Consider the following 16,461-nt stretch of genomic DNA (forward strand, 5'->3'; position numbering starts at 1 on the left):
GTGCCTTGCGCTCAACAAAATCCAGGCAAAGGTCACCTCTATCGTCATCGCCATCAGGAATTTTTCTATGCCCAGCACCGCACATGTCAGCCCAGACGAGATCCGCAAGGGCTTTTCCAAGGCCATGTCCGACATGTACCGAGATGAAGTTCCCCTGTATGGCGCGCTGATGGAGCTGGTGGCCGAGACCAATGCCCACGTGCTCGACACCCAGCCGCACCTGGCGCAGCAGCTGCAACGCACCGGCGAAATCCAGCGCCTGGACATGGAACGCCACGGCGCGATCCGCCTGGGCACGGCAGAAGAGCTGGCGACCATCAGCCGCCTGTTCGCAGTGATGGGCATGCAACCGGTGGGCTACTACGACCTGACACCGGCTGGCGTACCCGTGCACTCCACCGCATTTCGCGCCGTGCATGAGCAGGCGCTGCAAACCAGCCCGTTTCGCGTGTTCACCTCATTGCTGCGCCTGGAACTGATCGAGAACCACGACCTGCGCGCCTTTGCCGAAACCGCCCTGGCCAAACGCTCGATCTTCACCCCTGGCGCCCTGGCGCTGATCGAACAAGCGGAAAAAGACGGCGGCCTCAACGTTGCGGACGCCGATGAGTTCATCCGCCAAGCCCTGGAAACCTTCCGCTGGCACCACACCGCCACCGTCACCGGCGCGCAGTACCAGCAACTGAGCGACCAGCACCGCCTGATCGCCGACGTGGTCGCCTTCAAAGGCCCGCACATCAACCACCTGACCCCGCGCACCCTGGACATCGATCAGGTCCAGGCCGCGATGCCCGGCAAAGGCATCACGCCAAAAGCCGTGATCGAAGGACCCCCTTGCCGCCAGTGCCCGATCCTGCTGCGCCAGACCAGCTTCAAGGCCCTCGACGAACCCATCGCCTTCACCGACGCCCAAGGCAGCCACAGCGCACGCTTCGGCGAAATCGAACAACGCGGCGTGGCGCTCACCCCCAAAGGCCGTGCGCTGTACGACCAGTTGCTGAACGCCGCGCGCGACGAATTGGGCGCTTTCCCCAATGAGGGCAACGCCGCACGTTATATGCAATTGATGGAACATCACTTCCAGGCCTTCCCGGATAACCACGCGCAGATGCGTGAACAGGGCTTGGCGTACTTCCGCTACTTCACCACCGCACAGGGCCTGGCGGCGCGCGGAACGGCCGAGCAACCGCGTACTCTTGAAGCATTGATCGCAGCGGGCCACATCGATGTGGAGCCATTGGTGTATGAAGATTTTCTGCCGGTGAGTGCGGCGGGGATTTTCCAGTCAAACCTGGGGGATGCGGCGCAGAGTCACTACGCGGCCAATTCGAACCAGGCCGAATTTGAAAAGGCACTGGGCCGTCGGACCATTGATGAATTGAAGCTGTATGAAGAGACGCAGCAGCGCTCGATTGATGACTGCACAAAGGCTCTGCTGGCGTGAACTGAAGTACCCACCCGGCTCACCAGCGCAATCCTTGCGCCGCAACAGTCCCCAGAGCCGGGTGCCCCTCAGTTGTAAACCCCTCCTAATATCCCGGAAAGGTCGTTGCCAGAAACAACCTACACGTTTTTAGGAAGCCCATGGTTTGAGATAAATCCTAATCGAGACGAAGCTGAAAGTACGTGATCCCCCGTACAGCGTTAATCGTGTCGAACAGGAGATATCATGACAACAGCCACGAATATTCTGATGTACCCCATGATAAATGAGGAAGAATATTTTGGTCACGCCACACACAAACTCATAAAACAAAATAATAAATCATGAACCCAAGGAAGATAGACCAACAACACCTGGCAGCAGGTCTATCCGGACTTGCAAACTTGCTCCTCGGTGCATCTTCTCTTTACTGGAAAGCACTTAGCGATTTTTCATACATAACATTACTTATATACAGAGTCACGTTATCCAGCGCCACTCTCGCTTTGCTCCTCCTTGCATTCAGGCGACTTGGCAACTTCAAAAACATTACAACAGGATTAATCCTCACGCACTGCGCAGCCGCAACAATGATTGCTTTCAACTGGGGAGCCTTCATTTGGTCATCCCTCAATGGACATCTATTAGAAAGTGGTCTCGGGTACCTTCTAGCTCCTTTCATCTCCATTGGGATGGGCTGCTTGATTTACCATGAACCCATCACACCGCGAAAAATGCTGTCCACCATCGTTGCGCTAAGCTCGGTCGTATCTCTCGTTCTCCTCAGTGAAAACCTAAATCACTGGACCTACCTGCTGATCGCCACGACATGGGGCTCATATACATATCTAAAAAAAACCACCTCATTAGACGCAGTAAGTGGGTTATTTCTAGAAACGCTTTTTTTGTCCGCGTTTCTGACTCTCGCTATTTGGGCATTCAACCTCACCATCATTCAACCCAATGAATCCCCTTACCAAAACTTATTAATCTTGCTCGCTGGCGTGGTATCCGTAACGCCATTGCTGATGTTTTCTTTCGCCACCAACAAAATACCACTATCAGCAACTGGGTTTTTACAGTTTATATTACCGCTCACACTGTTCAGTATCGGCATTATTTTCTACGAGCAGACAATACCCAAGTTATCCCTGGCACTACTCATGGCAACAGCCAGCATACTAGCAATACTCCTTGCTTACGACTTATCCACCGCCACATCATTAAATGCAAAAAAAATTAGAGACGAAAAACATCTATGAAAGCATCATTATGCGAAATGAGATGAAAGCAGCATTCGAGTCAAGTGCATTGCTCTATCGCTTGCGATGCCAGATTGGGCATGCTGAAGAGGCTATCCGTTCGGTGGGGGCCGTAGCTCAATTTTGGTGGCAGGGTTGAGATCTCGGGAGTTCTAGTCTTGGCGTTGAAGCACTAGCACGCGGCCGCCAAACCTATGTCAGATCAGCGTGCTCAGGGCACGGATTTAAACCCGACCGATTCGGCTCAACGTCACCCCGATGAAGTACCCACCCGGCTCACCAGCGCAATCCTTGCGCCGCAACAGTCCCCAGAGCCGGGTGGGCGGTGGGCATCATAGGCAGTGAAAGCCGCCCTGTCCTTCAGACAATTCTGAACAAATGTGTCCGCGCCCTGTAGGAGCGCGGACCATCGCCTAACCCAACTTCGCCACAATGTCGTCTTTGATCAACAGCCGTTTCTTCTTCAGCTTCTCCACATCCTCATCGCTGGCGCTTGCCGATTCTGCCTTCAGCACCTCCTTGTCAGCGTCATCGTATTGAGTGAGCAGCGAGTCCAGGCGTTTGTCGCTCGCCCTGCGTTCGTGAACCTCTTCCTTGCTCTTCCCCAAATCCAGATACAGGTCGTGTTTCACTGGCATGGCGTACCTCCGCACGTTGATCAATGGCTTACTACGACCTAGAAGCTAGACCATTGCGAGGGGTCTTGTCATGTCCGGGGTCAATACAGCCCCGTTCGTCGCGGCGCAGGTGTTTGGATCAAACCTTTGCGGCGCCCTGCCCTCCACTCTAGATAGCCATTCGAGGGAGACCGGTTTCATGACTCATGCCGCCACCGCTGTCGACACCCAATGCATCAACACGATCCGCACCCTGGCCATGGACGCCGTGCAGAAGGCCAATTCTGGCCATCCGGGCACGCCCATGGGCCTGGCGCCGGTGGGTTATACGCTGTGGAGTCGGTTCCTGCGTTATCACCCGGAGCACCCTGACTGGCCTAATCGTGACCGCTTTGTGTTGTCGGTGGGGCATGCGTCGATGTTGCTGTACTCGCTGTTGCACCTGGCCGGTGTGGTGGAGATCGATGCCCATGGCAAGCGTACTGGCCAGCCGGCGATCAGCCTGGACGATATCAAGCAGTTCCGGCAGGCCGATTCAAAAACGCCGGGCCATCCCGAGTACCGCATGACCACTGGCGTGGAAACCACCACCGGGCCACTCGGCCAGGGCTGCGCCAACAGCGTCGGCATGGCGATGGCCGAGCGATGGTTGGGTGAGCGTTTCAACCGTGAGGGCCAGGTGTTGTTCGATTACAACGTCTACACCCTGTGCGGTGACGGCGACATGATGGAAGGCATCAGCAGCGAAGCCGCGTCGATGGCCGGGCATTTGAAGCTTGCGAACCTGTGCTGGATCTACGACAACAACACCATCAGTATCGAAGGGCACACCGAGTTGGCGTTCAGCGAAGACGTGATCCAGCGCTTCCAGGCCTATGGCTGGCACACGCTGCACGTGACCGACGCCAATGACTTGCAGGCCTTGAGCGCGGCGCTGGAGACCTTCAAAAGCAATACCGGCGCACCGACCCTGATCGTGGTCGACAGCGTGATCGGCTACGGCTCGCCCCACAAGCACAACACCGCCGCCGCCCATGGCGAACCGTTGGGCGATGAAGAAATCCGCCTGACCAAGGCCGCTTACGGCTGGCCGCAGGATTCAAGCTTCCTGGTGCCCGATGACGCGCGTTCTGTTTTGCGTGACGCTCTGCTGGAACGCGCCGAACCGCTGTATCAACAGTGGAACCAGACGCTGTCCGACCTCGACCCGCAATTGGCCGATGAGCTGCGCCGCATGCGCGCGGGCGAAATGCCGGAACAGTGGCAGGCGCAACTTCCCAGCTTTGAGACCGATGCCAAGGGCGTAGCCAGCCGTGCATCAGGTGGCGAGGTGCTCAACGCCTTCGCCCAGCAAATCCCCTGGCTGCTTGGCGGCTCGGCAGACTTGTCGCCGTCGACCAAAACCAACCTCACCTTCGATGGCGCCGGGCGTTTCAGTGCCGATGACTACAGCGGGCGCAACCTGCATTTCGGCATTCGCGAACATGCCATGGGCGCGATTGCCAATGGCATGGCGCTGTCCTACCTGCGGCCCTACACCTCGACCTTTCTGGTGTTCAGCGACTATATGAAACCACCGATCCGCCTGGCGGCGATCATGGAATTGCCGGTGGTGTTTGTGTTTACCCATGACTCGATTGGCGTGGGTGAAGACGGGCCGACGCACCAGCCGATCGAACACCTCACGCAACTGCGCGCCACACCGGGGTTGCTGACGCTGCGGCCCGGCGATGCCAATGAAACCCTGGAACTGTGGAAGGTCGCCTTGGCGCAAACCCATCGACCAAGCTGTGTGGTGTTGTCGCGTCAGCCGTTGCCGACATTGAATCGTACGAAATATGCGGCGGCGTCCGGGGCCGCCAAAGGGGCTTATGTGTTGGCGAGTGCGGACGAGCCCAAGGTGATTCTGTTGGCGACCGGCAGCGAGGTCAGCCTGGCGGTGGCGGCGTATGAACAGTTGAAAAGCGAAGGGATCGCTGCTCGGGTGGTCTCGATGCCGAGTTGGGAGTTGTTTGAAGACCAGGACCAGGCGTATCGCGACAGCGTGTTGCCGCCAGCGGTGAAGGCGCGGGTCGTGGTGGAACAGGCTGGGCCATTGGGTTGGGACCGGTATGTCGGGCAGACCGGGGCCAAGGTGGTGATGAACAGCTTTGGCGCGTCGGCGCCGTTGGCCAAGTTGCAGGAGAAGTTTGGGTTTACTGTGGAGAATGTGGTGGAGCAGGCTTTATCGCAGGTTCAACTGATTCAGGGTTGAGCTGAAAGTGGGATTGCGGGCGAATGCGGGGGGGATTTTTTGATCGGGTACATATCCGTTTCTTTGGTAACGGCTGGTATTGGTTCCGCTCTTACAGCGGGTCACTTTTGGAAAAGAGCCCCAAAAGTAACCAAAAGGGCTCTTGCCCCAACACTCGGTACCTCGCCTAGGCTCGGTATGCCCGTAATCCGACAGGTATTTGGGGGGCCGCCGCCACGCGCCATCCATGGCGCGGGGCGGCTAAACCGGCATCCCTGCCGGTTTACCCCCCAAATCCCTATCGAATTCCGGCCAGCGTGTTTGACGGGGCGCCTAAGATCAAAAACAAAGCCAGAGCCAGAGCCAGAGCAGATTGATATCTACCTGATATAGCAGATCTAAATTGTGGGAGCGGGCTTACTCGCGAAAGCGGTGGATCAGTTAGAAATGTAATCGCTGACACGCCCCCTTCGCGAGCAAGCCCGCTCCCACATTTGAAACTGAGACCGGCTTCCAGAAACCGGTCGGCTACCAGGCCGCCGCGCTTTCGCTTTTGATTTTGATCTCAGGCGCCCCGTCAAACACGCTGGCCGAACGCAGGCTTGAATCCGTGGGTAACCCGGCAGGACGCCGGGTTAGCCGCGCTGGGCCAAGGATGGCCCATCGCGGCGGCCCACGGATTCAAGCCGGAGTGAGGGCACACCGAGCCTAGGCGAGGTGCCGAGTGTTGGGGCAAGAGCGCTTTGGTTACTTTCGCGCTTTTCGAAAGTGACCCGCCGTAAGGGCGGAACCCTAAGTAGCCGTTACCTAAACAACGGATATGTACACCAACCCCCCCCCCCACATTTGCTCAAAATCACCAGTTAGACCAGCTCTCGAGCCAGAAACGGCGCAGTCCGGCTCACCTTGCTTTTCGCAACTTTCTGCGGCGTACCACTGACAACCACCTTCCCCCCCAAATCCCCCGCCCCCGGCCCGATATCAATCACCCAATCACTCTGCGCCACCACGCGCATCTCATGCTCCACCACAACCACCGTATGCCCCGCGTCCACCAGATGATTCAACTGGCTGAGCAAGCGGTCCACATCCCGTGGATGCAGCCCGGTAGTCGGCTCATCCAGCACATACAGGGTCGCGCCCCGCGCATTGCGTTGCAGCTCGGTCGCCAGCTTGATGCGCTGCGCTTCACCGCCCGACAACTCAGTGGCCGGTTGGCCCAGGCGCAGATAACCCAGGCCGATGTCCCGCAGCACCTGCAACGAGCGCAGCACACTCGGTTGCTCGGCAAACACGTCCACCGCTTGCTCCACCGTCAGCCCCAATACTTGGGCGATGGTCAAGCCTTGCCATTTCACCGCCAGGGTCTCGGGGTTGTAGCGCGCTCCATGACAGGTCGGGCACGGTGCGTACACGCTGGGCATGAACAGCAACTCGACACTGACAAAACCTTCCCCTTCGCAGTTCGGGCAACGGCCCTTGGCGACGTTGAACGAGAATTGCCCGGCATCGTAGTGACGCTTCTTCGCCGCCGGAGTGGCCGCGAACAGCTTGCGCACGTTGTCGAACAGGCCGGTATAGGTCGCCAGGTTGGAGCGCGGGGTGCGGCCGATGGGCTTCTGGTCCACCTGCACCAGGCGGCGGATATGCTCCAGCCCGGCGCTGATGTGCCCGCCGCTGGTTTGCGGCGCGTCGTCTTCCAGGCTCGGTTCTTCGTCGTTTTCCACCACGCGACCAAGACCGGCGCCCACCAGCTCCAGCAGCGCCTGGCTGACCAGGCTGGACTTGCCCGACCCGGAAATCCCGGTGACCGCCGTGAAGCAGCCCAACGGGAAATCGACGTTCAGGTCCTTGAGATTATTGCGCGTCACCCCTTGCAGTTTCAGCCAGCCGGTCGGCTCGCGGCGCGCTTGCTCCGATACACGCTTGTCAGCAAACAAATACTCACGGGTCTGCGACGCCTGCACCTGCGCCAATCCTGCCGGCGGGCCGCTGTACAACACCTGCCCGCCATGCTCGCCGGCGGCCGGGCCGACATCGATCAGCCAATCGGCGCGGCGCATGGTTTCCAGGTCGTGTTCCACCACAAACAACGAATTGCCCGCGGCTTTCAAACGTTCCAGGGCGGTGAATAACGCCTCGCCATCCGCCGGATGCAGGCCCGCCGAGGGTTCATCCAGCACATAGATCACGCCGAACAACTGCGAACCCAACTGGGTCGCCAAACGCAACCGTTGCAACTCCCCTGATGACAGGGTTGGTGTGCTGCGTTCCAAAGACAAATAACCCAGGCCCAACTCGGTCAACGTGCTGACCCGCTCCAGCAAATCCTGGGCAATCCGCTGGGCAGCCAGGCGTTTTTCCACCGACAGTTTCATCTTGTCTTGCCCCGCCGCCACTGGCCGCAGCAACTCGGCCAATTGCGCCAACGACAACTGCGACAACTCACCGATGTCCACCCCGGCAAACTTCACCGACAGTGCCGCCTTGGTCAGGCGTTTGCCCTCGCACAGCGGGCAGGCGCTGCCCTGCATGAACTGCGACACGCGCTTCTTCATCAGCGCGCTCTGGGTGTGGGCGAAGGTGTGCAGGATGTAGCGCCGGGCGCCCATGAAGGTGCCTTGGTAGCTCGGCTCCAGTTTGCGCTTGAGCGCGTCGCGGGTCTGTTCCGGCGTGAAGCCGGCGTAGACCGGTGCGGTGGGGGTGTCCTCGGTGAACAGGATCCAGTCGCGCTGCTTTTTCGGTAGATCACGCCAGGGGATATCCACGTCGTAGCCCAACGTCACCAGGATGTCGCGCTGGTTCTGGCCTTGCCACGCCAATGGCCACGACGCCACCGCACGCTGGCGGAGGGTCAGCGAAGGGTCCGGCACCATCAGCGCTTCGGTCACCTCGTACACGCGGCCCAGGCCATGGCATTGCGGGCACGCGCCCTGGGGCAGGTTGGGCGAGAAGTCTTCGGCGTACAGCATCGGTTGCCCCGGCGGATAGCTGCCGGCGCGGGAGTACAGCATGCGGATCAGGCTCGACAGCGTCGTCACGCTGCCCACCGACGAGCGTGCACTCGGCGTGCCGCGCTGCTGTTGCAGGGCCACGGCGGGCGGCAGGCCTTCGATGCTGTCCACGTCCGGCACGCCGACCTGGTCGATCAGCCGCCGCGCATAAGGCGCCACCGACTCGAAATAACGCCGTTGCGCCTCGGCATACACCGTGGAAAACGCCAGGGACGATTTGCCGGAACCCGACACGCCGGTAAACACCACCAGGGCATCCCGGGGAATATCCACATCGACGTTACGCAGGTTGTGCTCGCGGGCGCCGCGCACGCGGACGAAACCGCTTGGCTGGGCAGTGATCGCAGGGATGTTGCGCTGTGAAGTCATGGACAACCTTGTCGGGCGGTGAGCACGCTGCGCACCCGTTGCGTCAGGGCTTCGGGGCTGTAGGGTTTGCTCAGCAGATGAATGTCGGCGCTCAGCAGATGATTGCTGGAGAGAATGTCGCGGGTATGGCCGGAGGTGAACAGCACCGCCACCGGCGGATCCTGCACACGGGCCCAGTCGGCCAGATCGGTGCTTTTGACGCGGCCGGGCATGACCACATCGGTAAAGATCAGCTCCGGCTGCAAACCGGCTTGCAGCTTGAGCATGGCCTGGTCACCGTCATCGGCCGTGAGCACGGTGTAGCCGGACTGTTCGAGCAACTCGACGACGGTCAGGCGCACGCCTTCGTTGTCCTCGACCACCAGGATGGTTTCCTGGCCGCCACTCTGGGGGAGCTGGTCGATGTGCACATCGAGGCTTTCCGGCTCTAGGCTGTGGGGGAAATACATCTGCACCACCGAGCCTTTGCCCTGCTCACTCCACATTTCCACATGCCCGCCGCTCTGGCGCACAAAGCCGAACACCATGCTCAGGCCCAGGCCGGTGCCATGGCCTTCGCGCTTGGTGGTGAAGAAGGGTTCGAACGCACGTTTCAGCGTGGACTCGGACATGCCCACACCGGTGTCGATCACCGCCAGGCGCACATACTCGCCGGGCTTGATGCTTTTACCCGCGCAATCATCCGGGTTGAGGATGATGTTCTCACCGGTGATACGGATCACGCCCTCGCCCTGCATGGCGTCCCGGGCGTTGATCGCGAGGTTGAGCAGCGCATTTTCCAGCTGGTTGCGGTCCACGTTGATAAACCAGGAGTCCTGGGGCAATTGCACATCAATGTGGATGGTTTCCCCCAGCGCCCGTTGCAGCAGTTCGCCAAGCCCCGCGTAGATGCGTTGCGGGTTGTACACCGCCGGCGACAAAGGTTGGCGACGCGCAAACGCGAGCAATTGCGACGACAGCTTGGCACCACGCTCCACCGCCGCAATAGCCGCGGCGACACGGCGCTGCACCTGGGCGTTGTCCGGTTCGTGGCGGGCCAGCAAATGCAGGTTGCCGGCGATCACTTGCAGCAGGTTATTGAAGTCGTGGGCCACGCCGCCGGTCAGGCCGCCGATGGCTTCGAGTTTCTGCGACTGGCGCAGTTGGTCCTCGGCAGCGGAGCGTGCCTGCACTTCGGCGGCGACCCGTTGTTCCAGGTTATGCGTGAGTTCCTGGCGCACCTGTTCGGACTTCACCAGTTCGGTGGTCTCCACCACAATCGCCAATACCCCGGCGGGTTGTTGGTTGTCGCCGGCGACCGGGCTGTAATACAGGTCCAGCCACACGGTTTCCGGCTGACCATTGCGCAGCAGCACCAGGTCCTTGTTGTTGAACGACAGGGTGCCACCCGCCAGGCAAGTGTCCATCACATGACGATTGAACTCGGCCACTTCCGGCCAACCCAGTTCTACCGGCGTGCCCAGCAGGTACGGGTGACGGCCACCGGCAAAGGCCGAGTAGCTGTCGTTGTAGATCATGTACCCCCATTGGCCCCACAGCATCACCATCGGCACGGGTGACGCCAGCATCATCTGCACCGTGCAGGTCAGGCTGGTGGACCATTGGTCGATAGGGCCCAGATCGGTGGTTGCCCAATCGAACGCGCGGATCCGCTGGGCCATTTCACCGGCCCAACCTTCACAGCCGTGGGGGTTGGATAAAAATTGCATCGGTTGGCTCTGTGCGCAAAGAGAACATCGGCAAGTTTTGGAGCGCTGTAAACCTGGATGGTTTCAACTCATCTACTGTAGGCGTTAATTACAGCAGAAAGCACTGGCCTCAGTGAAAATCCCGGCTGCGCACCGTGATGCCTTCCAGTAACGGCGTCAGGTCGGTGAGACGCCCGGCGATCAGGTGCCGCACTTCGCCTACCGCTTCCCAGCGGCCGTCCACTTTCAACAACCGCGAGCCGACCAATGCCTGGCGTTGACGCTCAGCCAGGTCACGCCAGACCACCACATTGAGGTTGCCGAATTCATCTTCCAGGGTGACAAAGGTCACCCCGCTCGCCGTGCCCGGACGCTGACGACCGGTGACCAGCCCCGCGACGCTGACATTGCGCCCATGCTCCACCGCCATCAGCTCCTGGGAACTACGGCAGCGTCGCTTGCGCAGTTCCGCCCGCAACAACGCCAATGGATGCGGGCCCAGGGTGGTGCCGACCGTGGCGTAGTCGGCGTGCAGGTCCTCGCCCACGGTAGGCGTCGGTAACTCCACCACGGCTTCGTCCGGGCTTGGCAGGCCGGCAAACAGCCCGAGTTGCTTGTGTACGCCGACCACTTCCCAACGCGCCGTGTGCCGGTTGCCAGCCAGGGCGCGCAAGGCGCCGGCATCCGCCAGCAATGCCTGGGCGCGTGCATCCAGCCCGGCACGCGCGTCCAGGTCGGCAATATCGCTGAACACCTGATATTGGCGCGCCGCTTCGATGCGCCGCGCATCCTCCTCACGAAACCCTGCGATCATGCGCAAGCCCATGCGAATCGCCGGCTGTGCGCCGTCGATCGGCTCCAGGCTGCAATCCCAGTCGCTGGCCTGCACGTCCACCGGGCGGATCTGCAAACGATGGCGCCGCGCGTCCTGCAGGACCTGGTCCGGGCTGTAGAAACCCATGGGCCAGCTGTTGATCAACGCACAGGCAAACGCTGCCGGCTCATGGCACTTGAGCCAGCAACTGGCGTAGGTCAACAAGGCGAAACTGGCCGCGTGGGACTCGGGGAAGCCATAGCTGCCAAAGCCCTTGATCTGCTCGAAAATCTGCGCGGCAAAGGCCTCGGTGTAACCGTTTTTCAGCATGCCGGTGCGCAGGCGCGCCTGGTGCGGTTCCAGGCCACCGTGGCGTTTCCAAGCGGCCATGGAACGGCGCAACTGGTCGGCCTCACCGGGACTATAGTCGGCGGCGACCATGGCGATCTGCATCACCTGTTCCTGAAACAGCGGAATGCCCAGGGTACGTTTCAACACCACTTCCAGTTCCGGCGAAGGGTAAGTGGTAGCCTCCTCCTTGTTCCGCCGCCGCAAATACGGGTGCACCATGCCGCCCTGGATCGGCCCCGGCCGCACGATGGCGACCTCGATCACCAGGTCATAGAACGTCTGCGGCTTGAGCCTGGGCAACATCGACATCTGCGCCCGCGACTCGATCTGGAACACGCCGATGGTGTCGGCCTTGCTGATCATCGCGTAGGTGGCCGGATCTTCCTTGGGCACCGACGCCAGGCTCATGTCACGGTTGCGATGGCGGCGCAGCAGATCGAAGCAGCGGCGAATCGCACTGAGCATGCCCAAGGCGAGGATATCCACCTTGAGCAAGCCGACGGCGTCGAGGTCGTCCTTGTCCCACTGGATGATGGTGCGCTCGGCCATGGCGGCATTTTCCACCGGCACCAGGGTGTCCAGTGGGTATTCGGAAATCACGAAACCGCCAGGGTGCTGGGACAGGTGCCGGGGGAAGCCGATCAATTGCTGGGTGAGCGTGAGCACGCGGCGCAGGATCGGGCTGTCAGGATCGAAGCCACCTTCGCGCAGGCGATCCAGCGGAGGCGCGTCGTCACTCCAGCGCCCGCAGCAGTCGGCCAGGGCGTTGATCTGGTCTGGCGGCAACCCCAAGGCCTTGGCCACATCGCGCACCGCGCCGGACGCGTGGTAACTGCTGACCACCGCCGTCAGCGCCGCGCGGGTGCGGCCGTAACGCTGGAACACGTATTGCAGCACTTCTTCGCGGCGTTCGTGCTCGAAGTCCACGTCGATATCCGGCGGCTCATTGCGTTCCCTGGAGAGAAAACGCTCGAACAACATGCTGGTCAGGCTCGGGTCGATCTCGGTGATGCCCAAGGCAAAACACACCGCCGAGTTGGCCGCCGAGCCGCGCCCCTGGCACAGGATCGAGCGGCTGCGGGCGAACTGCACAATGTCGTGCACCGTGAGGAAGTAGCTTTCGTAACCCAACTCGCTGATCAACTCCAGCTCGCTGTCGATCTGCTGCAAGGTCTTGGCGTCGACACCCTGCGGCCAACGTTTGGCGATGCCTTCTTCGGTCACGGCGCGCAGCCAGGATTTGGCATTGTGGCCGGCGGGCACCAGTTCGCGCGGGTAGTGATAGCGCAATTGGCTGAGGTCAAAGGTGCAGCGGCGGGCGATGACCTGGGTTTCGTCGAGCAACGACGCGGGGTACATAGCGCTTAACGCCTCCAGGCTGCGCAGGTGCCGCTCGCCATTGGGGTGCAGCCGTGTGCCGGCTTCGGCCACCGGGACGTGATGGCGAATGGCGGTCATGGTGTCTTGCAGCGCGCGGCGACCGCGCGCATGCATGTGCACATCACCGCACGCCACTGCCGGGATGTGCAGGCTGGCAGCCAGGTTCAGGCGTTGCTCCAGGTGACGCGCATCGTCCTGGCCGCAATGCAGGTGCACCGCCAGCCACAGGCGTTCGGCGAAGGTTCGGCGCAGCCATTGGACGTCGGCCTGGGTGTCGCTGTCTTCGGCTACCCACAGCGCCAGCAGGCCGGGCAACGGTTGCTCGAAGTCTTCGCGCAGCAGGCGATAGCGGCCTTTTTCGGCACGCCGTCGGGCCAGGGTGATCAAGCGGCACAGGTGCTGGTAGCCGCTGAGGTCTTCCACCAGCAGCACCAGTTTCGGGCCGTTGTCGATACGCATCTCGCTGCCAATGATCAGCGGCAACTCCACCGCCTTCGCCGCCTGCCAGGCGCGCACGATGCCGGACAACGTGCATTCGTCGGTGATCGCCAGGGCGCTGTAGCCTTGGCGCTTGGCGCGCTCGAACAGTTCCAGTGCACTGGAAGCGCCGCGCTGGAAGCTGAAGTTGGACAGGCAGTGCAGCTCGGCGTAGCTCATGCAAACCAGCCCTGCAGCCACAGGCCATCGCCCTGCCCCACGGTGCGAAAGGCCCAGCCTTGCTGACCGGCGCGGGTCTGGATCAGGTAGTAGTCGCGACGGATATCAGCGCCGTCCCACCAGCCGGACTCGATGCGTTCCGGGCCCATGAGGATCTGCACGCCCTGCTCGCCCAGCAAGGTCGGCTCGCTCAGTAGCCATCCGGGACGCTGCACTGTGTTCAAGGTTGGGCACGGATTTTTATCCGCCGTCGCTTGCCAGGCGCATTCGGGGCGGTGGTCGGCGTGGAAGCGCAGGCCCTGCACCGCCTCATCGCCCAAGCGCGCACGCAGGCGTTCGCGCAGTTGCTCCCACGGCAGGGTTTGTTGCGGGCGGTCGTCGAACAGGTCCTGACGCTGGGGCACAAACACCGGCAGGTCCTGGGCTACCAGGCGAAAGCCGCGTACCGGTGAGGTGACCTGGACTTGCTCCAGGCGGCCGCGGGCCAATTCAAACAGCATCGCCGGTTCACGCTCGGCACTGAGCAGGCCGACCTTGATCACGCTGTCGGGCGCCTGAGCGTGTTCCAAATGCAGGTCGAAACGCTGCACGCCACTGTCGCGGCCGCATAGAAATGCGGACAGATCGCCCGTCAAACGCCTTAACGGAAACAGCAGTGCCTGATGGGATTGCACGTCAAAATTCAGTTCGATACGCACATCGAACCGGTCTGGCGGCTGATAGAACGCCAGGCCCAGCGGCCGCTGCCCGGCCAGTGCATCCAGGTGCTTGAGCAGGCTGGCCTCAAAGCGGCGTGCCAGGGTGTGCCGAGGCAGCGCCTGCACCTGGGCCAATGTGCGCAGGCCCATGCGCGACAAAGCCGTGGCGGCCTGTGGGTCGAGGCCGGCGCGGTCGATGGGCAGCGGCGCCAGGGCCTGCATCAAGCCGTCATCCTGCACCGCCAGGCCATCCTTGATATTCGCCAGCACCCGCGCCGCTACCGGGTTAGGCGCAGCGACGATACGGTGACGAAAACCCAGTTCGGTCAACTCCTTGCGCAAGCGCGCTTCAAAGCGTGGCCATGGCCCGAACAGCCCCAGGCTCGACTCGATCTCGAACAACAAGGCGCGCGGATAATACAGGCTGACCTGGGAACTGAACTGATAGGCCCAGGCAGCGAGGAACTGCTGATAGCGCTCGATCTCGGCGGGATCATATTCGGCGGTGGCAAAGGTCTTCGCCAGGGCATGCGCCGCCGTCAGGGATTGACCGGGCCGCAGGCCCAGGGCGCGGGCGGCATCGTTGACGGTTTGCAGCACACGGCGTTGCGGCGTGCCGGCCAGCAAGACCAGGGGTTGGTCTGGCTCAGGGTGCACACGCTGCACCCCGTCCAGCGCCAATTGCGGGAAGACAATACACACCCAGCGCATGGCAACCTCAATGCCCCGCCAGTGCAATCGGCGCCGGATGGGCCAGGCCGCCCCGGCACTTGAGCACGCGCACCTGCGCGGGTTTGGCCTCCACGGCCAGGCGCAGGGCGGCAGGCGATGAGTTGATCGCCTCACTCAAGGCACGCCAGGCAAAGGCCAGGGTCTGTCCGGTTTCCGCCGCCACTTGCAGGCGCCGCAGTGCCCGATCATCGGCCTTGCGTGGCCAGCACAACACCGCGCCGCAACTGCCGGAACGCAGGCATTGTTCCACTGCCCACAAGGCGTCGCGCTCCTCGGCCTGGATCACCGACAGCAAGCGCAGATCCACCCCAGCGTTCTGCCAGGCATGGGGGTACGGTGTGTAGGGCGGCGCGACCAACACAATGCGCTCCCCCATTTTTGATAAGCGTGCCAGGGTCGGCAGCACCAGTTGCAGTTCGCCCACTCCCTCCTTAGCCATGAGGATTTCACTCAAGGCCGCCTCCGGCCAGCCGCCCGTGGGCAACACCGCATCCAGCGCCGCCAACCCGGTGGGATGCACACTGGCCGGCGGCGCGGCAGGCCGGCCTTTCCAGACACGCCCGCCATTGAACAGCGTGTCCAGCGCAACCACGGCGCCCATCAGCCTTGCCTCACCAGACCGCAGAACACCCCTTCGATCGCTAGGTCCTGATCGGGCCCGACCACAATGGGTTGGTACGCGGGGTTGCGCGGCAGCAAGCGCACACTGTCGCCCTGGCGTTCGAAACGCTTGATGGTCACTTCACCGTCCAGGCGCGCCACCACAATCTGCCCGTTCAAGGCCTCGGCACTGCGACGCACGCCCACCAAGTCACCATCGAGAATGCCGTCCTCGATCATCGAGTCGCCCTGCACCCGCAACAGGTAATCCGGGGTTTTCGCGAAGGTCGACGGGTCCAGTTGCAAGCGGTTGTGCACCTCCGCATCGGCACCGATGGGCAAACCAGCCGCCACACGGCCGAGTACCGGCACATCCAGCCACTCTGGACGCTTCGGTTGATTGAGCAGGCGAATGCCGCGTGCCTGGTTCGGGTTGACCTCGATAAACCCGGCTTCCGTCAACGCCAGCACGTGCTTGCGCGCCACGCTGCGCGAGGCAAAGCCGAACGCCTCGGCGATCTCGGCGAGGCTGGGAGGCTGGCCTTGCTGCGCGATGCGGTCGCGGATAAAGGTCAGGATGGCGGTACGGCGGGGGGTTAGAGTCGTCATGGAGTACATTTGTA

General features: G+C 61.6%; 10 protein-coding genes. 3 read left to right on the top strand and 7 right to left on the bottom strand.

Features of this window, described 5'->3' with window-relative positions:
- The first annotated feature begins 67 nt into the window (after positions 1-67).
- Together hglS and AYR47_RS24445 are read left to right on the top strand one after the other, a co-directional pair.
- Positions 68-1,444 carry a 2-oxoadipate dioxygenase/decarboxylase HglS gene (hglS, locus tag AYR47_RS24440; protein WP_061448806.1) on the top strand — a complete coding sequence of 459 codons (1,377 nt, stop codon included), beginning with the start codon at positions 68-70 and terminating at the stop codon, positions 1,442-1,444.
- A 323-nt stretch (positions 1,445-1,767) separates the two neighbouring features.
- The gene (locus tag AYR47_RS24445) at positions 1,768-2,685 is read left to right on the top strand and encodes an EamA family transporter (protein ID WP_156487826.1); all 918 of its coding nucleotides are present in this window, start codon (positions 1,768-1,770) and stop codon (positions 2,683-2,685) included.
- A gap of 413 nt (positions 2,686-3,098) precedes the next feature.
- Here AYR47_RS24445 and AYR47_RS24450 read toward each other — a convergent pair whose 3' ends face one another.
- The gene (locus AYR47_RS24450; RefSeq protein ID WP_038843444.1) at positions 3,099-3,323 is read right to left on the bottom strand and encodes a DUF465 domain-containing protein; all 225 of its coding nucleotides are present in this window, start codon (positions 3,321-3,323) and stop codon (positions 3,099-3,101) included.
- A gap of 178 nt (positions 3,324-3,501) precedes the next feature.
- Here AYR47_RS24450 and tkt point away from each other — a divergent pair, with 178 nt between their 5' ends.
- Entirely contained in the window at positions 3,502-5,556 is a 2,055-nt protein-coding gene (gene tkt, locus AYR47_RS24455; RefSeq protein ID WP_061448808.1) for a transketolase, read from the top strand.
- An 842-nt stretch (positions 5,557-6,398) separates the two neighbouring features.
- On the opposite strand, the gene uvrA is transcribed toward tkt, so the two are convergent.
- The 6 genes from uvrA to lexA form a co-directional block, all read right to left on the bottom strand.
- On the bottom strand, positions 6,399-8,918 hold the full coding sequence (gene uvrA, locus AYR47_RS24460; RefSeq protein WP_061448809.1) for an excinuclease ABC subunit UvrA: 2,520 nt from the start codon (positions 8,916-8,918) through the stop codon (positions 6,399-6,401).
- On the bottom strand, positions 8,915-10,627 hold the full coding sequence (locus tag AYR47_RS24465; protein WP_061448810.1) for an ATP-binding protein: 1,713 nt from the start codon (positions 10,625-10,627) through the stop codon (positions 8,915-8,917). Before AYR47_RS24465 ends, uvrA begins: the two co-directional genes overlap by 4 nt.
- A gap of 109 nt (positions 10,628-10,736) precedes the next feature.
- Positions 10,737-13,829 (bottom strand): error-prone DNA polymerase, encoded by a 3,093-nt coding sequence (locus AYR47_RS24470; protein ID WP_208603915.1) that lies wholly within the window; start codon positions 13,827-13,829, stop codon positions 10,737-10,739.
- Entirely contained in the window at positions 13,805-15,217 is a 1,413-nt protein-coding gene (locus tag AYR47_RS24475) for a Y-family DNA polymerase (RefSeq protein WP_061448812.1), read from the bottom strand. The genes AYR47_RS24470 and AYR47_RS24475 overlap by 25 nt, the downstream gene beginning before the upstream one ends.
- A 7-nt stretch (positions 15,218-15,224) precedes the next feature.
- Positions 15,225-15,839 (bottom strand): translesion DNA synthesis-associated protein ImuA, encoded by a 615-nt coding sequence (gene imuA / locus AYR47_RS24480; protein WP_033901882.1) that lies wholly within the window; start codon positions 15,837-15,839, stop codon positions 15,225-15,227.
- Positions 15,839-16,456 carry a transcriptional repressor LexA gene (lexA, locus tag AYR47_RS24485; protein ID WP_033901881.1) on the bottom strand — a complete coding sequence of 206 codons (618 nt, stop codon included), beginning with the start codon at positions 16,454-16,456 and terminating at the stop codon, positions 15,839-15,841. Before lexA ends, imuA begins: the two co-directional genes overlap by 1 nt.
- Positions 16,457-16,461 lie beyond the last annotated feature (5 nt).

The organism is Pseudomonas azotoformans, assembly GCF_001579805.1.
GTDB lineage: Bacteria > Pseudomonadota > Gammaproteobacteria > Pseudomonadales > Pseudomonadaceae > Aquipseudomonas > Aquipseudomonas azotoformans_A.